This window comes from Pseudomonas sp. YNh, from assembly GCF_037993085.1.
Lineage (GTDB): Bacteria > Pseudomonadota > Gammaproteobacteria > Pseudomonadales > Pseudomonadaceae > Aquipseudomonas > Aquipseudomonas putida.
This window is the reverse complement of record NZ_JBBMRJ010000005.1, coordinates 299,521-322,311: the sequence shown is the minus strand read 5'-3', so window position 1 is coordinate 322,311 and position 22,791 is coordinate 299,521. Positions and strand designations below refer to the sequence as shown.

Below are 22,791 nucleotides of genomic sequence, written 5' to 3'. Positions count from 1 at the left end.
CATGGCAGCAATTTACATCGAACAATATGATTGTTTTAAGCCGATATTTACGCTTATTTTCGATGTTTCATTAGCGCATCATGGCGTCATTCCACTGATTCAAGGAGCACGACCATGCTGCAACTGCGACCCTTTGAAGGCCTCGGCCACGCCAACCACGGCTGGCTCGATGCCCACCACCATTTCTCATTCGCCGAATACTACGACCCGGCGCGCATGCACTGGGGCAACCTGCGGGTATGGAACGACGACCTGATCGCGGCTGGCAACGGCTTCCCGCCGCACCCGCACCGCGACATGGAAATCATCACCTATGTGCGTGAAGGCGCGATCAGCCACCAGGACAGCCTGGGTAACAAAGGCCGTACCGAAGCCGGTGACGTGCAGGTGATGAGCGCCGGTACCGGTATCGTGCACAGCGAGTACAACCAGGAAGACGTAGATACACGTATTTTCCAGATCTGGATCGTGCCGGAGCGCACGGGTGAAGCACCGCAGTGGGGCAGCCGGCCGTTTCCCAAAGGCGAACGTGGCGAAGGCTTCGTGACCCTGGCCAGCGGCCGTGCCGGTGATGAAGACAGCCTGCAGATTCGCACCGATGCCCGCCTGGTGGCCGCCACCTTGCGTGCAGGTGAAACCGCCGAGTACCGCTTCGATGCCGCCCGCAGGGGTTACCTGGTGCCGGCCAAGGGGCTGGTGGACGTCAACGGGCTGCGGGCCAAGGCGCGGGACGGTGTAGCGATCGAGCAGGAAGACGTGCTGCGGGTGACCGCCATCGAGGACAGCGAGATCGTGCTGGTGGATGTGGCCTGATGGATCGGGCCGGTGCAGGCTGCCTTGCAATACCTGTACTGGCCTCATCGCCGGCAAGCCAGCTCCCACAGGGACTGCACAGGTTCCGGGCCCACGCCATATTTGTGGGAGCCGCCTTGTGTCACGAGAGCGGCGCGCTGCGCACCCGACTGTCGACAAGCACCTCCCAAACCCGCTGAACATTGGCGCCATCGGCCACCCTGCACTAGCGTTGTGCTACCAGCCAGCCCCAACGTTCATGCGGAGCCCTCACCCATCATGCCGGACCTGCGCCCGAACCCAACGCTGCGCCTGGAGTACCGTGCCGACCAGCCGATTCACCACGCCTTCCTCGAACAGGCCGGCCGCTGCCCGGATGCCACCGCCATCCTTGCCCGGCACAGCAGCTGCAGCTATGCCCAACTGGCGCAGATAAGCCAGGGCATTGCCGCGTATCTGGTAGAAAACGCTGCCAGTGGTACCGATCGTGTGGTCATCGTCGCCAGCCGCAGCGCCGCCCTGGTGTACGCCATGCTCGGCTGCCTGCGTGCCGGCCTGGCCTTTACCGTGGCCGACGCTGCATACCCTCCCGTGCGCATCAGGCAGATCATCCGTACACTGGCGCCTGCGGTCGTCCTGCGCTGTGGTGATGCATCCCTCGACGCCTCCGGCCCCATTGTGGTTACGGTGCCGGAATCCCCCGCCGAGGCACTGCAAGCTTTTCCCTGGCAACAGGTCGCGCTGCCCAGCGTCAACCCCGAGCAACCGGCGTACATCACCTTCACCTCGGGCAGCACAGGTGAACCCAAGGGTATCGTTACTCACCACGCGCCCCTGGTGCACTTCATCGACTGGCATGTGCGCCAGCATGGCTTTACCCAGGCTGATACTTTCTCCCTGCTTTCCGGTCTGGGCCACGACCCGGTGTACCGCGACGTGTTCACGCCCCTGTCGATTGGCGCGACCATCGCCTGCCCCGCCCAGCCGACCCTGACCGACCCGTCACAGCTGGCAGGCTGGATTCAACAGCACGGCGTGAGCGTAATCCACCTCACCCCCCCGCTGGGCAAGCTGATCGAGACCGGCGCACACATGAATGGCCAGGTACTCGATCAACTGCGCTACCTGTTCTGGGGCGGCGATGCGCTCAGCCCGGCGCTGTACCAGCAGATCCGCGCCATTGCGCCCTGCGCTGTCAGTGTCAACTTCTATGGCACCACGGAAACGCCACAAGCCATGGCCTTCCATACCCTCTCCCCTGACGGGGACAGTTCACGGGTGCCCTTGGGCAAAGGTATCGCCAATGCGCAGTTGCTGGTGGTCAACGCGGCCAACCAGCTGGTCAGCGTGGGCGAAACCGGTGAAATCCTCATCCGCAGCCCCTATCTGTCGCAGGGTTACTGGGGCGACCCGGCGCTGACCGAGGCCAAGTTCATCGTCAACCCGTTCACCGGGGACGCAGGCGACCGCTGTTACCGCACCGGTGACCTGGGCACCTACCTGGCCGATGGCAGCGCCAGTTTCCTGGGGCGCGGTGACAGCCAGGTGAAAATCCGTGGCCACCGCATCGAGCTGGCGGAAATCGAGAACGCCATCACCCGTCACCCCCACATCGGCCAATGCGTGGTCGTGGCCAACCACGACAGCGCGTCGATCCGGCTGGTGGCCTATTGCGTTGGTCAAAAGCCCACCAGCGCCGATGAACTGCGCCAGGCGCTCGCCGGCCAGCTGCCGGACTACATGGTGCCGGCGCTGTTCATGTTCCTCGAGGCCCTGCCGCTCACCCCTAACGGCAAAGTGGACAAACGCGCCTTGCCTGCGCCATTTGACGACAGCGCCAGCCTTCCCTTGTCCCCCTTGGCGGAAAAACTGAGCACGGCCTGGGCGCGCATCCTCCAGGTACCGCGCCTGGACGCCAGGTTGAGCTTTGTCGAACTGGGCGGCGACTCGCTGTCGTTCGTGCAAGCCTCGCGGGTGCTGGAGGAGCTGATCGGCCACCTGCCACAGCGCTGGGAAACGCTGCCGGTGTGCCAGCTGGCCGAGCTGAATGCGCCCCCGAAAAGCGCGTGGCGGGTGATGGAGATGCCGGTGTTCGTGCGGATGCTGGCCATCATCCTGATCGTGGTCGGCCACCTGAGCGAGTTCGACCATTGGTTGATCGTCGGCGAAACATCGGTGCTGTTCCTGGTCTCCGGCATCAGCCTGGCGCGGTTCCAGCTCAAAGCCATCGAAGAGCGTGGCGATGCGCGCACGCTGCTCAGGTCGCTGACGGCCATCGTGGTGCCCACACTGTTGTACACCGCGCTGATCCAGCTGGTGTTCGACCGGTTGCACTGGCAATCGCTGCTGCTGGTGTCCAACTGGTTCCCGGCCAGCGAGGTCAGCCTGTTCAATTACTGGTACATCGAAGTGCTGGTACAGATGATCCTGATCATTGGTGTGGTGCTGTCCATCAGGCGCGTGCGCCAAGCCGTCCTCGCCGACCCGTTCCGCTGCCTGATCATTGCGGCTTGTGCGCTGGTGGCGCTGGATGTGCTGCTCAGCCGCTTCGTGTTCGACGCCAGTGCGCTGCTCAACCGGGTACCGCAGCACTTTCTGGCGGTCATGGTGCTGGGCATGGCCGTGCACCATGCCGATACCACCGCGCGCAAGTGGGTGGCCAGCGCGGTGGCCGTGCTGGTGGTCGGCGAGCTGGACCTGATGGCGGTTGCCGGCGTTGGCAGGGAGGCTTTCTTGCGTTATATCGATATCGCCCTGCCGGCGATGCTGGCCCTTATCTGGTTCCGCTCGGTGCCAGTGCCCGCCCTGGTAGCACGGGGAGGTGCGGTCATTGCATCGTCAACCTTGTTCATCTACCTGACGCATTTCCAGTTCCAGTCGCTGGCGGACCATGTTTTCAGGCATCCGCTGTTCGAGGTCGCCCTGGCACTCGCCGGAGGGGTACTGGTGGGTTACTGCTGGAACACCCTGTTGCGTCTGCTGTTAACGCGATGGAACAAGCAAAACCAGGCGCGTGGAGCCGATGCGGCAGAGCGTGCTACCTCTGCTTGAGCTGACTTGCCGGCAATGGCGCTGTGATTGCAAACCCTGAAATACTCTGCCTAAAATGCGAACCATTAACATTTGTAAAAATTTTCAGGCGGCATGGATGAGCATCCCGGATATAGCTTTTACTTCTCAAGTCAGCCAGCTATACCGCGCCCAGAGCAAATGGTTGCATAACTGGCTGAAACCGCGGGTGAACTGCAGCCACCTGGCAGCAGACCTTGTCCAGGATGTGTTCGTGCGTGTCATGTCTGCAGCCGACGCCGCTGCAAAGCTTGACGCCGTGCGCGAACCCAAAGGCTACCTGGCAACCATCGCTCGCCGCCTGATGATCGATCACCTGCGCCGGCTGCACCTGGAAAGGGCCTGGCTACAGGTGCTCGCCGAGCAACCCGAAGCACTGGACATCTCACCTGAGCAACGCGTGGCGTTGCTGCAAACCTTGTTCGAGCTCGACGCCATGCTAGCCGCGCTCGGGCCCAAGGTACGTGAAGCGTTTTTGCTTTCGCAGATCGATGGCATGCCCTACAAACACATCGCCACCCAGCTGGGTATTTCCGAAGTCAGTGTGCGCCGCTACATTGCCAAGGCGGCCGAGCACTGCATGATCTACAGCCTTGGGCATGGTCACTGAGCATGAACCTGAATGCCGAGCAACTGGCTTCATTGCGCCAGGCCGCGCACTGGTTCAGCCAGCTCAACAGCGGTGAGGTGCAGGCCAGTGATTACTCGGCCTGGCAGCTGTGGCTGAATGCGACGCCGGTCAATGCCTGGGCTTGGCAGCAGGCAGAGCGCCTGCAAACGCGCATGGCAGCCAGCGAAAACCCGGCGTCTGCACGCGTACTGGCGCTGGCAGCCCACGGCCGCAACGCTAGCCGTCGGCGGGTGGTCAAGGCTGGCTTGATACTGCTGGGCGGCGGCGCGCTGGGCCTGGGGGGATACCGGGAGGTCAAGCAGTCTCCACTGCTGGCAGACGTGCGCACCGGCGTGGGCGAACAGCGTTCGCTGATGCTGAGCAATGGCACTGCGTTGATGCTCAATACCGCCTCTGCAGTCGATGTGGGTGACGGCCTCGGCCCTGCACGCTTGCTGCTGCGCCAAGGTGAAGTCATGGTCACAGTGCCAGCTCGCCAGCATTGCACGGTCAGCACCCGAAACGGCACGGTCGAGGCAGGCGAAAGCCGCTTCGCCCTGCGTTTGTTCGATGACGGCAGCAGCCTGGAGGTATTTGCCCGGCAGGCGCGTGTAACCCTGAGCTCGGGCCAGACCCTGCTGGTAAACAGCGGCGAGCGCTGTCGGTTCAACGACCAGGGCTTCGCCGCGCTGGAAACCGTCCCCTTGGCCGCAGATGCGTGGGGCCGGGGGTTGCTGATCGCCAATGACCAGCGCCTCGACGCGTTCATCAGCAACCTTTCACGCTACCGCCCGGGCTGGCTGCGCTGCACGCCAGCCGTGGCAGGCCTGCGCATTAGCGGCACCTACCGGCTCGACGATACCGACCAGATCCTGCGCGCGCTGACCACGTCACTGCCGGTGCAGGTCCAGGTGCGTACGCGTTTCTGGGTCACCATCACGGCGGCGTAAAAAAAATGCTGGGCGCCTGATCACTTTGCCAGGGGTTATCCGACTCATAGGTATCCCGACTTTTACCTATCAGAGAAACGCGACGATGACCTGCCGCTTCAACCCCAGGCCTTTCACTGCGCCAGGCCTGCGCACCTGCCTGTTACTGACTGCACTGCTAGCGGGGCCTGGCGCTGCCAGCGCCGCGCAAGCCCATGACTACCAACTGCCGCAGGGCGATCTTGGCGAAACGCTGACCCAGTTCGCTGCCGAGTCTGGCATCGTGCTGTCGTTCGACACCCACTGGACGCGCGGTAAACGTTCGCCTGCGCTTGAGGGGCGCTATGACGTCGACCAAGCCTTGCAGATTCTGCTCAGTGGCACCGGGTTGCAGGCTACCCGGGAAAGCGACGGGCGCTATTCGCTGCTGTCAAGCACCCAACAGGGCGATGCCTTGGAGTTAGCCCCCAGCCGCGTCGATGCCCTGGGGCTGGGTAACGTCACCGAGGGTACCGGCGCCTACACCACCGGCGGTTCTACCAGCGCAACCAAGCTGCCGCTGACCCTGCGCGAAACGCCGCAGTCGGTCAGCGTGATCACCCGCCAGGTGATCGACGACCATGGCTCGCAAGACATCGGCGACGTGCTGCGCAACACGCCCGGGGTTTCGGTTCAGGCTTACGACAGCGAACGCATGGAGTACTCCGCCCGCGGGTTTGCCATTACCAACTACCAGTACGATGGCATCAACACCATCTACGACGGCGTCTACGATGAGGGCGTGACCCACGTCGACATGGCCGCCTATGACCGCATCGAAGTCATCAAGGGTGCGACCGGCCTGATGACCGGCTCTGGCGACCCCTCGGCGACGGTCAACCTGGTGCGCAAGAAGCCCACTCAAGACTTCAAGGCGTCGATCACCGCCAGTGCAGGGTCCTGGGACAACTACCGTACCGAAGGTGATATTTCGGGTTCGCTCAACGACAGCGGTAGCGTGCGTGGCCGCCTGGTGGGTGCCTACCAGGACCGCAAGTCGTACCTGGACCACTACAAGCAGAAAAAGGATGTCTACTACGGCATTCTTGAAGCCGACCTGACGCCAGACACCCTGCTCACCTTCGGCATCGACAACCAGGCCACCACCCCGCGCGGGTCGTCCTGGACAGGTAACCCGACTTACTTTTCCGACGGCAGCCGCACCGATTTCTCGCGTTCGCACAACCCGGCGGCAGACTGGAGCCGCCGCGACTTCCAGTCCACCACCTACTTCACCTCACTGGAGCAGGCCCTGGCCAACGACTGGAAAGTCAAGCTCAGCCTCAGCCACATGATCAGCGATCATGACACGCGCCTGGCGTCCGCCAGCGGCGGCAACCCGGACCCGGCGACCGGCGAGGGCATGTTCCTGTACTGGGGGCGCTGGGAGGGTCACCGCGTGCAGAACACCGCAGACGTGAATGTCTCCGGCCCGTTCACCCTGTTCGGCCGCGAGAACGACCTGGTGGCAGGCTTCATGACCTCTCATTCGAAGCAGACCGGCGATACCTACGACGGCAGCGCGTTCGCCATGGTGCCCGGCTCCATCTTCGACTGGAATGGCAAACTGCCGGAACAGAACTTACCGAAAAACGGCGACTACACCACCACGCAAAGCCAGAACGGCGCCTACGTGGCCACCCGCCTGAGGCCGACCGACAAGCTTTCGCTCATCCTCGGCACCCGGGTCAGCACCTTCAAGTACAACGATGATCAGGACTATTACCCAACGTCTTCGTTGAGCGACACCCACGCAAGCTACAAGGAACACGGTGTGGTCACCCCTTATGCGGGCGTGGTCTATGACCTGGACGACACCTACTCGGTGTATGCCAGCTACACGTCGATCTATCAGCCGCAGGTTTACAAGGACATCAACGGCGCCACCCTCGCCCCCGTCGAAGGTGACGGCTATGAAGCCGGGCTGAAGGCTGCCTGGTTCGACGGCAGGCTGAACGGCACCCTGGCGTTCTTCCGCATCGAGCAAGACAACGTCGCCTCCAACATCGGCACCAACCCGGTGACCAACGAAGGTATCTACAAGGCCATCGACGGTGCCACCACCAAGGGCGTCGAACTGGAGCTGGCCGGCGAACTGGCCCCCGGCTGGAACGTCACCGCCGGCTACACCTACGCCCGTACCCGCGACGCCGACGACCAACGGATTTTCGGCTTCCCTCTGGCAACCACCAAGCCTGAGCACGTAGTGCGGCTGTTCAACACCTACCGCCTGCCTGGCGCATTCGACCAGGTGACCGTGGGCGGTGGGCTGCGCTGGCAGAGCGGCTTCTACGGCAACATCTACAGCCCGATCGCCAACGACTACACCCGCATCAAACAAGGCGGCTACACCCTGGTGGACCTGATGGCCCGCTATCAGTACAGCGAGCACCTGAGCTTCACGGTCAATGCCAACAACGTGTTCGACAAGGTCTACCTGACCGGGCTTGGCAACTTCGATACCACGTACCACGGCGAGCCACGCAACATGATGGTGACGACGCGCTGGGACTTCTAGAGCTACTGCCTTGTGCTGCCCGTCCTGGCCTCATCGCCGGCAAGCCAGCTCCCACAAGAACCGCGCAGGACTTGAGACCTGCGCTGGGCCTGTGGGAGCTGGCTTGCCGGCGATGGGCCGCAAAGCGGCCCTGATTGCTTGACCGGCCGGTGTCAGAGCTACCCTGCCTGCACGATGATCTGGCTTTGCAGGTCGCGGATCATTGCCTCCAGCGCCGGTTTCATGGCCGTAAAGTCCTCCGGCGAGCAGACTACATCCGGGTGGCTGAACTTGAAACGCCGCTCCACCAACACTGCGTTGCCCTCTTGGGAATAACGCGCACTGTAGTCGACATTGCCGTCATGCAGCTTCACAGGTTTCGGGATTGCCAGCACGTTGACCTGGGCGGGGAACTCGAAGCGCGAGGTCTCCACCGTGTCGTTGCCAATGCACACGAAGCTCTGGCTGCGTTCCTTCTCCAGGGTGAAGCTGTAGACGTTCTGCGAGATACCGCCCGCCAGGCTGGTAAGGGTCGCCACACCCACCGGCCCCGGCAGGTTGACCAGGTTTTCCGTGTGCCCATCCACATTGCTGACAAAGTCGCCGTTGGCGGTGGGCGGCTCGATCTTGATCGAACCACTGCCACGCTGCCCATAGGCGGCCAGCACCCTTTCGACCAGCATTTCCCGGTCTTCCGGTTTCATCAACTTCAAGCCGAAGCGGCTCATCTCGCTGGCCCAGCCCTTCACCGTCGAAACATTGGTGAAGTCGGCACCACCATCGGTCTTGACCTTGAACAGCAAGTCACTGGAAACCTGGTTCAGTTGCATGGCCGGGGTTTTGCCAAACTCACCAGTGGCAGTCAGCAGCACTCGCTTGTTCAGCACGGTCAACGGCAGGTAACCGGCAGCAACCGATGGGTCAGTCGAGTCCAGGTACAAGTCCAGGCCCGGCACATAGGTGATGACATGGTTCAGCACACCCAAGGTCGGCACTTTGGGGAACACATAGGCAGTGCCCTGGTTCACCAGCGCCGGGGTGCTCTTGATGCCTGCCGCGCCCAGCAGCGCCTCCAGCAGCGCAACATGGTCCTTGCAGTCCCCGTAGCGGTTGTCCAGTACGGTTTGCGCGGCATGCGGTACCACCCCGCCAGCGCTAACGTACACCGCCACATAGCGGATGTTCTCGCGTACCCAGTCACTGAGGGTCAGCGCCTTTTCCCGCGCGGTGGGCAAGCCGGCCGTCAGGCGCTTCGCCAGTTCACTGATCTGCGGAGTGACCTCGACCGTGGCCCTGGCCTGGTAGGCCTGGGCGAAGTCCTTGAAGCCGGAGAACGTCGAAACCGCCAGGTAGTGGCCGTAGTCCAGGTACGACACTGCACCTGTCTCGATCCGCGCCCGCGCCGCCGGTACATAGTCCCAGCGATACACCGTGCGCCCTTCCCCGCTGGCGGGTGACGACGCCTTGAAACCACGGGCATCGGCCTGCAGCGGCATGCCCTGGGGCAGGTCGTAGGTCAGCGAAAACTGCCCGACCGGGTAGAACTGCGGCACGGTGATGTCTTCGAACTGCCCAGGGAAAAGCGGCGTAGCGCGGTTACGTTGATAACGCAGCACCAGCCGGTCCCCCACCGCAACCTCGGGGAAGATGACCACCTTGTTGACCGAGTCCTGGAACATCGGCGCCTGCGCAGAAGCCTGCTCCTGCTGCTCCTTGATGTGCGCGGCATCCACCTGCACTTTGCGGCCGTCGGGCTTTTGCGTGTAGGCCTCGACCACCTCCAGCGTCTCCAGCGAACGGTTGTAGCTTACCGGGTGCTGGGCATTGGTCTTGATGGCGCGTTCTTCGTTGATCAGCATGACGCTGTCGACATCAAGACGGAAGCTGCCGTCCTTCTGCACGACGAACGTCTGCGCGACCTTTTCCAGGGTGATTGAACGGTCGATACCATCGGTAAAGGCGTGGGCAAGGCCCGCCCAGAGCATTGTGACAGGCAGCAGAACAGCTGCCAGGTATGGCTTTTTAAGCATGGAGATCCTTCTCGATCAGCGGAATGCAATCGACAATGATACGCATTGGCGCCGCATGATGGCAAAGTGACAATAGTCTTTAGCGTTGTCCCGCCAGTTCGGCCAGCACTTCAGCCGAGGTCGTGACCTGGCGGAAGTGATGCTGCCACAGTTCGATACCCAGCTTGGCGGACCGGTCCAGCGAAGACCCTACCGTCATGTCCGTCACCAGGGTGGGCGTCAGCCCCGCATCGAACAGGGCAAAGCCAGCGGCCAGCACACAGGTTTCGGTCTGCAGCCCACACACCAGCACCCGCTCCACACCCAGTTGCCTGATGTACTCGATGGCTTCGGCGCTCTGCCCGTAGCCATGCTTGATGAACACCTGGTCGGCCTCGACCAGGCTTTCGTCCTCGGCCGCCGGGTGCCAGCCGAGCTGCCGCTCGAACGGCGTGACCTGTTCGTCGTGCAACTCGACCGAGGCAATGGTAGGAATGTTCGCTGACAACCGCCGCAAGCCATCGACCAGCCACTCGGGCGGGCTGAAGGTGGACTGGACATCGACGATGAGCAAAACCTGGCGCATAGCGTTCTCCCGCCATTGGCAAAATGGCGCGGAGTATACCGCGTGGCGCGGGGGCTTGATCACCAGTCGTAGGTCATCTCTACCGACGCAACCCGCTCCTGTCCGTAATAGCAGCCGAACGCATAGTTGCAGTCGGATACGTACTCGCGATCGAAGATGTTTTGCACATTCACGCTGGCCTGCAGGCCGCGCAGGCTTGGGTCGAGCTTGGCAAGATCGTAGCTGACGGTGGCGTCATACACGGCATAAGCCGGTACTTCGAAGGTATTGGCCGAGTTACCCTGCTTGCGGCCGGTGTAACGTGCGCCGGCGCCAAACGTCAGGCCATTGAGAGTGGCCTGGGTGAAGTGGTAATCCACCCACAATGTGGCAGACACCGGGGCCTGCGCCTCATTGCGGTTGCCCTGGTCGCCATAGGTGCTTTTGGTATAGAACGAGTCGATGTAGGTGGCCGCGGCCAGTACATCGACATTCTCGATGCTGGATTTGAGCTCCAGCTCCACACCACGCGAGCGCACCTCGCCATTTTGCGTCTGGTACTGCGGGTACTCGGTATCGCCGGTCAGCATGTTCTTCTGTTTCACCTGGAACACCGAAGCCGTGAACAAGGTACCGTCGACAGGCTGGTACTTCAGCCCCACCTCGTATTGCTCGCCTTCGCTTGGCTCGAACGCCTTGCCACCGCGCTCGGGCGCTGCCGTGCCCACGGTTGGCAAGAACGACTGGGAATAGCTGACATACGGCGCCAGGCCAAACTCGGTGACATAGGTAAGGCCGATGCGCCCGGTGAACTTGGTGTCGCGTTGGGAGGCAATGCTGTGCGCCAGCAGATCCTTGTTGTCGACTTCCGCCCAGTCCTGGCGCCCGCCTACCGTCAGGATCCAGTTGTCCAGCTTGATCTGGTCCTGCACGTACAGCCCCGTCTGGCGCAGGGTGTTGTCCCAACGGGTATCCAGCACCGGCGTTACGTTGCTGGTGGGGTAGTTGTTCTTGCCATACAGGTCGACCGGCAACACGTTGTAGGCGTTGTAACCATCGTACTTGCGCGAGAAGTGACGGTAGTCCGCGCCGGCCAGCAAGGTGTGCCGCAGTGCGCCCGTGTCAAAGGTGTACTCCAGGTTGTTATCGATGGTGTAGGCGATGTTGTGCTGGCGCCAGTCAAGCTTGACCCGGTTGGCGCGGGTGTAGTCGACCACATCGCCATCCGTCACAAAGCTGCGCAGGTAGAAGCCTCTGTAGCGGTCGCGCACATCGGTGTATCGCGCCGTTGAGCGCCAGGCCAGGTCTTCGTTGAAACGGTGGCTGAAGTCATAGCCAAAAATATACTGGTTGCGCTTGTAATCGTTGTACCGCGAGTCCCCCGAAAAGAAGTCTCGGTCGATATGCTGGCCTGTCGGGCCACGCTTGAGCGAGCCGATCATCGGCAACGTCTGATAATCGGGCAGGCCATCATCACGCTGGATTTGGGCGAGCAGCGTCAGGGACGTGTCTTCATTTGGCGCCCAGGTCAGGCTCGGCGCCAGCAACAAGCGCTCGCTGTGCGAGTGAGCGACCATCTCGTTGCCTTTGTCGGCGACGCCGACCAGGCGATAGGTAAACGCCTTCTGCTCGTCCAGCGGGCCGCTGGTATCGAAGGCACCGTTGACCCGGTTGTAGCTGCCAGCGCCAAGCTTCACCTGGTTACGCTGCTCGCGGGTGGGTCGCTTGGAGACCATGTTGATCAGCCCGCCCGGCTGGTTTTGCCCGTACAGCACCGAAGAAGGGCCTTTGAGCACTTCGATACGCTCCAGCGTGTAGGGGTCGATCTGAGGTGCGCCCCCAAGGCTACCGGCATACGGCAGGTACGCGCCGTCCAGGTAGAGCGGGGTCGGGGCAAACCCGCGGCTGGTGATTTCGTCGGCAATGCTGTTGCGATCGGTAAAGCCACCGGTGGCCAGGCCCGGGGTGTAGCGCAGCGCCTGGGTCAGGTTGCGCGCGCCTTGGGCCTGCACCTGGTCGGCGGTGACCACGTTGATGGCCTGGGGGATCTCCAGGATGGGCGTGTCAGTCTTGGTGCCGGTGGCACTGCGGCTGGCAACGTAGCCATTCACCGGCCCATAGGCGGACTCCAAGGCCGCGCCGGTCACGCTGGTGGTATCAAGCTGCAGGGTCGAATCGTCACCGACCATGGGCAGCAGCGAGTAGCTGCCATTGGCCTGCTTCAACACCTGCAACCGGTTACCCGCCAGCAACTGACGCAGCCCGGCATCGGGGCTGTAGCGGCCATGCAGGCCGGGCGACTTCAGCGCCTGCACCGAAGACGGTTCAAAGGACACCGTTACCCCCGCTGCCGAAGCAAATTGGGTAAGCGCCGTGGCCAGCGGGCCGGCGGCGATGTCAAACGAAGCTTCAGCCTGGCTTTGCGCAACCGCAGGGCTGACGACCATCAACGTTGCCAATGGCGCGGCCAGCACCACACTGAACAATGCGCGATGCACTGCACGCGCCAGTCTGGTTTTGGTCGAGTTGATCAAGAAGATGCGGTTGCAATCGTTGACAGCGAGCATGCGGTTTCCTTTCGCCCTGCGGCAGTTTTTTCATTGCGCTTGGTGCGCGTCTACCTACAAGTCGAACGAGAACGACAATCGATAACCCCCCAGGCAAAAAAATCGCCGGCCTTCAGGCCATGACACTCAATCAAGCATTTTGGGGCCGCGTTGCGGCCCATCGCCGGCAAGCCGGGCTCCCACAGGTACGGAGCAGCCCTCAAGCATTGCACTGTACCTGTGGGAGCCCGGCTGGCCGGCGATGGGCTGCGCAGCAGCCCTAAAATGCTCAACTACCGGCATCAGGCTTCAGGCAGCCTCGACGCGCGTCCAGTAGCGGCTGAAGCGACGAATGCGCACAGGCAGCGTGGTGGTCAGGTTTTCCAGGACGATATCGATGTCGCCCAAGTGAAACGCCCCGGACAGTCGCAACCCGCCCACGGCCTCATCGCAGCCCAGGTACCCGGGCCGATACCGCTGCAGCTCGCTCACGACATCAGCGAGGCGCCAGTCATCCACGATCAACATCTCGCGGGACCAGGCGTCTGCCATCACCGCTAGCGGTGTCACGTTGCCCATCTTTTCGGTACTGAATTGCAACTGTTGCCCGGCCTCTACCCGCACAGCCGCCAAGCTCTGTGCACTGCGCACTTGCACCGCATGCTGCAGCACGCACACCCGAGTAACGTCGGCGTCGCAGCGCACGATAAAACGCGTACCCAGTGCGCGGACACTCCCCTGGCCGGTATGCACGATGAACGGGCGGGATAATGCATCCGATGCGGTCTGCACCAGGATCTCCCCTTTAAGCAACTCAAGTGCGCGCCACTGGCCGTCGTAGCGAATATCAACAGCAGTGTCGGTGTTCAATTGCAACTGGCTGCCATCGTCCAGCCGCAACGAACGCTGCTCGCCAACGCCTGTGCGCACGTCGGCCATCAACCGCGCAACTCCGCCATCACGCAGCACCACACCCCCTGTCGCGCCCGCGACCAGCAGCACCGACAGCACCTTGAGTACCTCACGCCGCTTGGCCCTGGCGCTGCTTAACGTTGGCCGTGCAATACCGGGTGTGACCTGCGCCAGCTTGCCCTGCAAACGTGCCAGGCGCTCCCAGGCCTGCAGGTGTCGCGGGTCACTCAACAACCAGCGCTGATGCGCCGCTCGCGTGCTGTCATCCGCTTGGCAGCGCAGCTCGACATACCAGCGTGCGGCAGCCTCCAGGGTATTGCGGTCCAACGGTTCAGCCCCCGCCATCGTTCACGCCTCGGCCAGCATCAGGCAATGGGTCAGCGCCCGCACTGCATGCTTTTTGACGGTAGTGAGCGAAACATCCAGGCGCCGCGCGATTTCCACATAGCTCAGGCCATCGAGCTGGGCCATGAGGAAGATCTCGCGGGTACGCGTGCCCAAGCCGTCGAGGAGCCGATCAATTTCCAGCAGGGTCTCGATGATCAGCAGGCGCGCCTCGGGCGAAACCTCTACCTGCTCGGGCCGTGCCGCGAGGGTTTCCAGGTAGGCCTGCTCCACGGCACGGCGCCGGAACATGTCGATCATCAGGCTGCGGGCCACGCTGCTCAGATAAGCCCGTGGCTGTTGCAGCTCCGCGGCCTTGCGCAGGGTCAGCACCCGTATGAACGTGTCCTGGGCCAGGTCGGCCGCATGCTCCATGCACCCGAGCTTGCTGCGCAGCCAGCCGCACAGCCAGGAATGATGGTCCTCGTAGAGCGTGTGCACGGCTTTTTGCAGGGAAGGGTCAGCATAGGACATGGTAGAACCGATCAGAGCGTCTTTAATAATGACTCTCATTTAACCCGAGTCTGACCGGATTTCGCAATTGCTTTGCGCAGCGGTCATGGGAAACCAAGGTTTTCGGCAAGCCTTAGTATGCTGAGCCGACCACACGCCATCGGCAAATCGGCTCACTGCCACGCAGCCAGAGTTTCTCCCTGTCGGAAGAACGTTCTCAAGTGCTCAACGAAGCACGACACCTTGGCCGACAGGTTCAGGCGCTCCAGGTACACCGCATAAATGTCCGCGGGCGGGGTGTGGTAGTCACCCAGCACTTCCACCAGCCGCCCACTGCGCAGGTGGTCAGCCAGGTTCCACTCGGCCCGCATCAGGATGCCTTGCCCATCGAGGGCCCAGTTCAGGGCGACCTCGCCATCGTTTGTGCTCAGGCTGCCGCGCACTTTCACCGACTCGCTCTGCTTGCCACGGCTGAGCCGCCAGATGCCGAACGCGGCATCGTTCTGGCGCAACACGATGCAGTTGTGGCTGGCCAGGTCTTTTGGCGCTTCTGGGGTGCCGTGGGCCTCCAGGTAACCGGGCGCCGCGCACAACCGGCGGCGGTTGGCAGCGATCTTGCGCGCGATCAGACGCGAATCAGGCAGCTCACCAAAGCGGATGGCCACATCGATAGCGTCGTTCGGCAGGGCGATTGGGCGGTCGGTGAGGTGCAACTGCACCTCCACCTCGGGGTAGCGCCTGGCAAACGACGACACTGCCGGCCCCACATGCGTACGACCAAAACCCAGCGGCGCATTGACCCGTAGCAGGCCCTTGGGCTCGGCACGGCTGCTGGACACCTGGCGCTCCATTTCCTCGATCTCACCCAGTATCCGCCGGGCATTCACCAGGTAGGTCTCGCCCTCGGCGGTAAGGCTGATGCTGCGTGTTGTGCGGTTAAGCAGGCGCACACCCAGGCGCTGTTCCAGCTGCGCCAGGCGCTTGGAGACTGCGGGCGGTGTCAGGTTCAGTTCGCGCGCAGTACCCGCCAGGCTGCCCACCCTGATCAGTTGGGTGAAGAACGCCAGCTCCGATACCGGATTCATAATTAACCTGAGGGAAACAATGAGTTGAATTTCATTGTATTACAGCATTTTTGAAAAACCATTACCTTTTGCCCTGCGTGATTAACCACAAAGAAGCTGGGCTTTTCGGCCGCCAAGGCCAGGTGTGACCTGCACCCCACGATCAGCCCGGCCGCCAGATAAATCCGACTCACAACAATAATTCGGAGACGGCAATGGCCAAGCGATTGTTCGGCAAGCTTTACGTACAGGTATTGATCGGCGTAACCCTCGGGGTGCTGATCGGGGTGTTCTGGCCCCAGGTGGGCGCAGACTTGAAGCCCATCGGCGACGCCTTCATCAAACTGATCAAGATGGTCTTCGCCCCCATCATCTTCGCCACAGTGGTGCTGGGCATCGCCAAGATGGAAAACATGAAGGAACTCGGCCGCGTGGGTGTGCGCGCGCTGATCTACTTCGAAGTGCTGTCCACCTTTGCCCTGGTACTGGGGTTGGTGGTGGTCAACATCGTACAGCCCGGCCAAGGCATGAACGTCGACCCTGCCACCCTCGACGCCAAGAGCATCTCGACCTACACCGCTGCCGCAGCCGGGAACAGCGGCGGCTTCATCGACTTCATGCTGCATGTGATACCCGGTAGCGTGACCGACGCCTTCGCCAAGAACGAAATCCTGCCGATCCTGCTGTTCAGCACCCTGTTCGGCATCGCCCTCTCGCACCTCGGTCCTCGTGGCAAGCCCATGGTGGATGTGCTGGAGGCGTTCTCGCACGGCATGTTCTTCATCGTCGGCATGATCATGCGTGTAGCCCCGCTGGCCGCCTGCGGCGCCATGGCCTTCACCGTCGGCAAATACGGCCTGGGCTCCATCGTGTCGTTGGGCAAGCTGATGGCAACCATGTACCTGACCTGCTTCCTGTTCGTGGTGATCGTGCTGGGCACCATTGCCAGGTTGTCCGGCTTCAACTTGTGGAAGTTCCTCAAGTACCTGAAGGAAGAGCTGTTCACGGTGCTGGGCACCAGCTCGTCCGAATCGGTGGTGCCACAACTGATGAACAAGCTGGAAAAGGTCGGCGTGTCCAAACCGGTGGTGGGCCTGGTGATCCCCTCGGGCCTTACCTTCAACCCGGATGGCCAGTGCATCTACTACACCATGGCCGCCATCTTCATCGCCCAGGCCACCAACACCCCGTTGACCCTGATGGACCAACTGCTCGTGCTCGGTGTGCTGCTGCTCACTTCCAAGGGCTCCGCAGGGGTGACCGGTTCGGGCTTCATCACCTTGGCCGCAACCCTGGCGACCATGGACAACATCCCGGTGGCCGGCATGGTGCTGCTGCTGGGCGTGGACCGCTTCATGTCCGAAGCCCGCGCCATCACCAACACCATCGGCAATGCCGTCGGCACCGTGGCTATCGCCAACTGGGTCGGTGCACTGGACAAGCAACGCATGGCCCAGGCCCTGGACGGCCAGCTACCGGCAGAACCACAACCCACCGATACCCGCCCTGCCCTTGCACAACTGGAGGCCGGCACGCCCACACCCTGACCTTTCGATAACAGCAAAAAGAACCCGCCTTGTGATGCAGTGAGGAAATAATCATGGACAAAGAAACCGCCGTGTCATCGCTTACCGACGTGATGGCCAAGTTCACCGCCTATATCGGCAAACGCCTGCCCAAAGACGTGAAGGAAAAGACCGCCAAGTTGCGCGCCGCCGAAACCAACCCGCTGGCCATCGCCGTGTACGACTCGATGGCCGACAACCAGGAGTACGCCGACAAGCTCAACCGGCCCAGTTGCCAGGATACCGGCGTGATCCAGTACTTCGTCTCGGCCGGGGCGCGCTTCCCGCTGCTGGGTGAGATGGAAAGCATCCTCGAAAACGCCACCAAGGAAGCCACCATCCAGGGACCGTTGCGCCACAACGCGGTGGAAACCTTCATCGAGAAGAACACCGGCACCAACACGGGCTCGAAAATCCCGTGGCTGGACTGGGAAATCATCCCCGATGCCGACTACGCCATCGTCGATGTGTACATGGCCGGTGGCGGCTGCACCTTGCCAGGTTCGGCCAAGGTGCTGATGCCGGGGCAAGGCTATGAAGGGGTGACCGAGTTCGTTTTCGATGTGATTACCTCTCGCGGGGTCAACGCCTGCCCGCCGTTGCTGGTGGGGGTAGGGGTTTCGACCTCGGTAGAGACAGCAGCACGCCTGTCGAAGAAGGCCATCCTGCGCGAGGTGGACTCCAGCCACCCCAACGAAAGCGCAGCAATGATGGAAAAGCTGCTGGAGGACGGGCTGAACGAAATCGGCATCGGCCCGCAGGGGCTCACCGGCAACAGCAGCGTAATGGGCGTGAACATCGAGTCCTCGGCCCGCCACCCCTCCACCATCGGCGTGGCAGTGTCCACCGGTTGCTGGGCGCACCGCCGCGGCAAGATCCGCATCAACGCCGACCTGACCTACGACATCCTCTCGCACGAAGGGGTAGTACTGTGAAAAAGATCCTGAGCACACCGATCAGCGACGAAGACCTGGCCAACCTCAACGTCGGTGACGTCGTCTACCTCACCGGCCAACTGGTGACCTGCCGTGACGTGGCACACCGGCGCCTCATCGAATTGGGCCGCGAACTGCCGGTTGACCTGCGTGGCGGTGCGATTTTCCATGCAGGCCCCATCGTCAGGAAGAAGGATGATGGCAGCTTCGAGATGGTTTCCATTGGCCCGACCACCAGCATGCGCATGGAAAAGTTCGAGAAGCAGTTCATCGAGCAGACCGGTGTGAAGCTGATTGTCGGCAAAGGTGGCATGGGGCCGGAAACCACCACCGGCTGCCTGGAAAACAAGGCGGTGCATGCGGTGTTCCCGGGCGGTTGCGCAGTGCTGGCTGCAACCCAGGTGGAAGAGATAGAGCGTGCGGAGTGGCAGGACCTGGGCATGCCGGAGACCCTTTGGGTGAACCGTGTTCGCGAGTTCGGGCCGCTGATCATCTCCATCGATACCAAGGGCAACAACCTGTTCGAGCAGAACAAGGCCCGCTTCAACGAACGTAAAGGGGCAGTGATCGAGAAGATCAACAGCCAGGTGCGCTTCATCAAATAACCAAGCCACTTTCGGGCCGCTGTGCGGCCCATCGCCGGCAAGCCAGCTCCCACCCCGATCGTATGAGCCTCAGGGCATATGCAGTCCCTGTGGGAGCCTGGCTTGCCGGCGATGGGCCGCGAAGCAGCCCCAAGACAAGCAAATCAAGCCTTCGACAGTTCGCCAATCTTCTCCAGCCGCGCCCGCACGATGTTGCGGCTGATGTTAAGCAACCGCCCTGTCTGCAACTGGTTGCCGTGGCAATACCGATACGCCGCCCTGAACACCGTCTCCTCGATGTGCTCATACAAATTCGGCACATTCTGCTCGAACAGCGCCAGCAACGCGCTTTCCAGGTCAGGCGGTGCTGCGCCCGCTGCAGGCAGATACGCATGCGCAACCGGCGCCGACACCTGTGGCCGCATATCGACCAGGTGCAGGTCCGCTGGCGCCACCACCTGATACCGGCACACCAGCAACGCATGGTGAATGGCATTCTCCAGCTCGCGGATGTTGCCCGGCCAACTATGCGCCAGCAATTTACGTTCGGCATCCGGGCTCAACGAAGCACGCTCGTAACCCAGGCGTCGGCAATGTTCCTCGATGAAGAATTCCGCCAGCGGCAGGATGTCCCCCGGCCGCTCGCGCAGCGGCGGCAAGCGAATCGTCGCCACATGCAAGCGGTAGAACAGGTCTTCACGAAAGTGCCCCGCCACCACCGCATCGGCCAGGTTGACGTTGGTCGCCGCCACCAGCCGCACGTTGATCGGGATCGGCGTGCGTGAGCCGAGGCGCACCACTTCACGCTCCTGCAGCACCCGCAGCAACTTCACCTGCATGTTCAGCGGCAGGTCGCCGATCTCATCAAGGAACAGTGTGCCGCCATTGGCCGCTTCGAACCAGCCGGCCTTGTTGCTGGTGGCGCCTGTAAACGCGCCTTTCTCGTGGCCGAACAGCTCGCTCTCCACCAGGGTTTCGGCAAAGGCACCGCAGTTCACGGCCACGAAGGGTTCACGCCCACGGCGGCTGAGGTGGTGAATATGCCGCGCAACCAGCTCCTTGCCGGTGCCGGTTTCGCCGATGATCAGGGTATTGGCCTCGCTGGGCGCCAGGCGCTCGATGCGGCTGAGCAGTTCCTGGGAGCGCGGGTCCTTGAACACGAGCACGGTGGCACGTACCGACTTGGTCAGCTCGCGGGCATTGGGGTGGGTGATCAGCGACATAGGGGCATTCCTGGCAGTTGACGCGCAGGCCAATAGTGCATGAAACAAATTAGATCAAAAAATTATTAATTAATATTTAGATATTCGAATTAAGAATATTGAAATTTTCAGCAACCCATTGCTGCCACAGCAGCAACCCGGCAGCACTCCCCTGCTCGCCGATCAGCAGACCTTTCCTCGCACGCCAACGTGTTCATGGCTGGAGGCCTTGTAAATAGGGGGCTTCAGCCAATTTAAGGCATGCTGGCATGCATTTCGCTCCTGGCCTGTAGAACCTTTGCCTGGAGCTTCACATGAACAATCCCTGGCGTCATGCCCTCGCCCTGCTGGGCGGCCTGTTCCTCAGCCTGGCTGCGCTGGCAGCCGAGCCACCGGCGGCGGTGCGCATCGCCATTGTCGCGTTCACCCAGGGTGGAGCGCCGGTGTTCGGCGGCATCCCCGGGCGGGTGATCGAAGAAGGCTGGCTGGAACAGCAACTGGCCGCCCGCGGCGTGAAACTGCAATGGACCGCCCTGCCCCATGCCGGCGCCGGGCCGCAAATCAACGAAGGCTTCAGCAACGACAGCCTGGACTTTGCCGTACGCGGCGACCTGCCTTCGGTCATCGCTGGTGCCGGCCAGGTGCCGGGCAAGCTGGTGGTACCGGGTGGCAGCGGCAACAACATCTACCTGGTAGTACCGAGCAACTCGACGGTGCGCAGCATCCAGGACCTCAAAGGCAAGCGCCTGGCCTTGCACCGCGGCCGCCCGTGGGAGTTCGCCTTCAGCAATTTCCTGCAAAGCCAGGGCCTGGCACTCGGTGATTTCAAGATCGCCAACCTCAACCCGCAAGTAGGCGCCGCTGCGGTGTCCGCCGGCAAGGTCGACGCCGCCGTGCTGCTCAACGAAGCCTATGCCCTGGAAGACAAAGGCGTGGCGCGCATCCTCTGGTCGACCAAGCAAGGCGCCAACGACTGGCGGCTGGTGTCGGACCTGTGGGGCACTGACCGCTTCGTGCAGCAGCACGCCGACCTGACGCAACTGGTGGCCACCGCCTGGGTGCGCGCGGCCTGGTGGATCTCCCAGGAGCAGAACCGCGACGCCTACTACGGGTTGTCTTCGCGTGCCGGTGTGAGCGAAAGCGTGCTGCGCCGGGACGACCAGGACGACCCGGTCGCGTGGAAGGCACGCTGGGCGCCGAAAAGCGATGCCCAGCTCAAGGCCCACTACGACGCCCTGGGCCAGTACGCCCTGGCCAACCGGCTGATCCGAACGCCCTACGACATCACCAGCGACCTGGCCACGGGCTTTACCCGCCAGGCGCTGATCGACCTGCAACTGACCCACTACTGGCCGTCCCTCGACGCCCAGATCAGCCAACAACCTTGAGAGCCTTAACCCATGAAACTGCCTGCTTCGCTCGTCTTCGGCCTCAGCGCCCTAGCCCTGTCCGTCGGTGCCATGGCCGCCGAAACCTACGCGCCCAAACCCGACCCGCAGCAGGGCGATGGCCGTGTGTCGGCCTTCTACACCTGGAGCAAGGCCATCCCCGCCACTCCCGGGAAACTGCTGCGCAGCGAGCCGTTGGACCAGGCGCTTAGCCTGCCCAATGCGGCCAGCGCGCAACGCATTCTGTACACCTCGCTGGATGGCATCGACGGCAAGACCCCGATCGTGGTTTCCGGCGCATTGTTCATACCCAAGGGCAAGGCACCTGCTGGCGGCTGGCCGGTCGCCAGCTGGGGCCACGGCACCGTCGGCGTGGCAGATATCTGCGCGCCGTCCTGGGCTGGCCGCAGCTACCGCGACGTGCAATACCTCAACCGCTGGCTCGATGAAGGCTACGCCATCGTCGCCACCGACTACCAAGGCCTCGGTGTACCGGGCGGCCACCCGCTGCTGAACAACCGCATGGCGGCCTACGGCATTCTCGATGCTGCCAAGGCTGTGGTAGCCGGTGTGCCAGGGCTGGCAGACAAAGTGCTGATCATAGGCCAGTCGCAAGGTGGCGCGGGGGCCTTTGCCGCGGGTGCCTATGCGGCGACCTATGCGCCCAAGCTGGGCGTCAAGGGCAGTATCGGCACGGGGGTGATCTACACCGTGGGCTCGAAGAATGTCGGTGAACAGGACCCGGACAAGGTCGACCCGGCCCTGGCCTATGGCTTCTACACCCTGCTGGCAGCGCAGCAGTACGACCCGAGCATCGACCCGCGCGACTTCTACACCGACAAAGCCTTGCCGCTGTTCGAACAGGCGCGCACCAGCTGCCTGTCAGCCTTGGTCAGCGACGTGGTCGGCACAGGCCTGACCCCGGCCAACGCCAAGAAAGACTACAAGGGCGACCAGCTCAAGCCATGGCTGGCGCAGGTGTCGTACCCGACCCTGAAACTGGCCCAGCCGATCTTCATCGGCACCGGCGCCGAGGACAAGACCCCCGCCGCCGCCACCCAGGTGGCGCTGATGCAGGACGCCTGCAAGGCCGGCTCGGTGGTGCAGGGCCACCTGTACAAGGGCCTGGGCCACAGCGAAACGGTGAATGCCTCGCTGAAGGACTCGATCCCCTTCGCCCGCCAGGTCATCAGTGGCCAGCCAGTTACCCCCAATTGCAGCCCAAGCGTCCAGTAAGGAGGCCAGCCC

The 22,791-nt window shown here is 62.5% G+C and carries 17 protein-coding genes; 10 read left to right on the top strand and 7 right to left on the bottom strand.

The window, feature by feature from the left end:
* The first annotated feature begins 114 nt into the window (after window positions 1–114).
* The 5 genes from WF331_RS07255 to WF331_RS07235 all read left to right on the top strand — a co-directional run bounded on the left by WF331_RS07255 (window position 115) and on the right by WF331_RS07235 (window position 7,957).
* Complete coding sequence (locus tag WF331_RS07255; protein ID WP_340622778.1) at window positions 115–813, top strand: pirin family protein; 699 nt, start codon at window positions 115–117, stop codon at window positions 811–813.
* A 258-nt stretch (window positions 814–1,071) separates the two neighbouring features.
* Window positions 1,072–3,843, top strand: coding sequence for an amino acid adenylation domain-containing protein (locus WF331_RS07250; RefSeq protein WP_340622777.1), 2,772 nt, complete (start codon window positions 1,072–1,074; stop codon window positions 3,841–3,843).
* Window positions 3,844–3,940: 97 nt separating this feature from the next.
* The gene (locus WF331_RS07245; RefSeq protein WP_016500357.1) at window positions 3,941–4,471 is read left to right on the top strand and encodes a sigma-70 family RNA polymerase sigma factor; all 531 of its coding nucleotides are present in this window, start codon (window positions 3,941–3,943) and stop codon (window positions 4,469–4,471) included.
* A gap of 2 nt (window positions 4,472–4,473) precedes the next feature.
* Entirely contained in the window at window positions 4,474–5,421 is a 948-nt protein-coding gene (locus tag WF331_RS07240) for a FecR domain-containing protein (protein ID WP_340622776.1), read from the top strand.
* Window positions 5,422–5,506: 85 nt separating this feature from the next.
* Window positions 5,507–7,957 (top strand): TonB-dependent siderophore receptor, encoded by a 2,451-nt coding sequence (locus WF331_RS07235; RefSeq protein WP_340622775.1) that lies wholly within the window; start codon window positions 5,507–5,509, stop codon window positions 7,955–7,957.
* Between the two features lie 158 nt (window positions 7,958–8,115).
* Here WF331_RS07235 and WF331_RS07230 read toward each other — a convergent pair whose 3' ends face one another.
* The 6 genes from WF331_RS07230 to WF331_RS07205 all read right to left on the bottom strand — a co-directional run bounded on the left by WF331_RS07230 (window position 8,116) and on the right by WF331_RS07205 (window position 15,890).
* On the bottom strand, window positions 8,116–9,966 hold the full coding sequence (locus WF331_RS07230) for a DUF3857 domain-containing transglutaminase family protein (RefSeq protein WP_284398028.1): 1,851 nt from the start codon (window positions 9,964–9,966) through the stop codon (window positions 8,116–8,118).
* 79 nt (window positions 9,967–10,045) lie between these two features.
* A complete protein-coding gene (locus WF331_RS07225; protein ID WP_016500361.1) occupies window positions 10,046–10,531 on the bottom strand; it encodes an isochorismatase family cysteine hydrolase in 486 nt (161 codons plus the stop codon).
* Window positions 10,532–10,590: 59 nt separating this feature from the next.
* Window positions 10,591–13,077: a TonB-dependent siderophore receptor gene (locus tag WF331_RS07220; protein WP_340622774.1), complete on the bottom strand. Its 2,487-nt coding sequence runs from the start codon at window positions 13,075–13,077 to the stop codon at window positions 10,591–10,593.
* Between the two features lie 288 nt (window positions 13,078–13,365).
* Window positions 13,366–14,313, bottom strand: a complete 948-nt coding sequence (locus WF331_RS07215) for a FecR domain-containing protein (RefSeq protein ID WP_016500363.1) — start codon at window positions 14,311–14,313, stop codon at window positions 13,366–13,368.
* Between the two features lie 3 nt (window positions 14,314–14,316).
* Window positions 14,317–14,826 carry a sigma-70 family RNA polymerase sigma factor gene (locus WF331_RS07210; protein ID WP_041167783.1) on the bottom strand — a complete coding sequence of 170 codons (510 nt, stop codon included), beginning with the start codon at window positions 14,824–14,826 and terminating at the stop codon, window positions 14,317–14,319.
* A 152-nt stretch (window positions 14,827–14,978) separates the two neighbouring features.
* Complete coding sequence (locus WF331_RS07205) at window positions 14,979–15,890, bottom strand: LysR substrate-binding domain-containing protein (RefSeq protein ID WP_016500365.1); 912 nt, start codon at window positions 15,888–15,890, stop codon at window positions 14,979–14,981.
* 194 nt (window positions 15,891–16,084) lie between these two features.
* On the opposite strand from WF331_RS07205, the gene WF331_RS07200 reads away from it, so the two are divergent.
* Genes WF331_RS07200 through ttdB form a run of 3 tightly spaced genes read left to right on the top strand, consistent with a single transcriptional unit; the run spans window position 16,085 to window position 18,974 of the window.
* Window positions 16,085–17,416: a dicarboxylate/amino acid:cation symporter gene (locus tag WF331_RS07200; protein ID WP_016500366.1), complete on the top strand. Its 1,332-nt coding sequence runs from the start codon at window positions 16,085–16,087 to the stop codon at window positions 17,414–17,416.
* Between the two features lie 53 nt (window positions 17,417–17,469).
* Window positions 17,470–18,369, top strand: a complete 900-nt coding sequence (gene ttdA / locus WF331_RS07195) for a L(+)-tartrate dehydratase subunit alpha (RefSeq protein ID WP_016500367.1) — start codon at window positions 17,470–17,472, stop codon at window positions 18,367–18,369.
* A complete protein-coding gene (ttdB, locus tag WF331_RS07190) occupies window positions 18,366–18,974 on the top strand; it encodes a L(+)-tartrate dehydratase subunit beta (RefSeq protein WP_003259286.1) in 609 nt (202 codons plus the stop codon). Before ttdA ends, ttdB begins: the two co-directional genes overlap by 4 nt.
* 143 nt (window positions 18,975–19,117) lie before the next feature.
* Here the strand turns inward: ttdB and WF331_RS07185 are convergent, their stop codons facing one another.
* Window positions 19,118–20,176 carry a sigma-54 interaction domain-containing protein gene (locus WF331_RS07185; protein ID WP_016500368.1) on the bottom strand — a complete coding sequence of 353 codons (1,059 nt, stop codon included), beginning with the start codon at window positions 20,174–20,176 and terminating at the stop codon, window positions 19,118–19,120.
* Between the two features lie 293 nt (window positions 20,177–20,469).
* On the opposite strand from WF331_RS07185, the gene WF331_RS07180 reads away from it, so the two are divergent.
* A complete protein-coding gene (locus WF331_RS07180) occupies window positions 20,470–21,543 on the top strand; it encodes an ABC transporter substrate-binding protein (protein ID WP_016500369.1) in 1,074 nt (357 codons plus the stop codon).
* Between the two features lie 12 nt (window positions 21,544–21,555).
* Window positions 21,556–22,779, top strand: coding sequence for a lipase family protein (locus WF331_RS07175; protein WP_284362624.1), 1,224 nt, complete (start codon window positions 21,556–21,558; stop codon window positions 22,777–22,779).
* The last annotated feature ends 12 nt before the right edge of the window (window positions 22,780–22,791 follow it).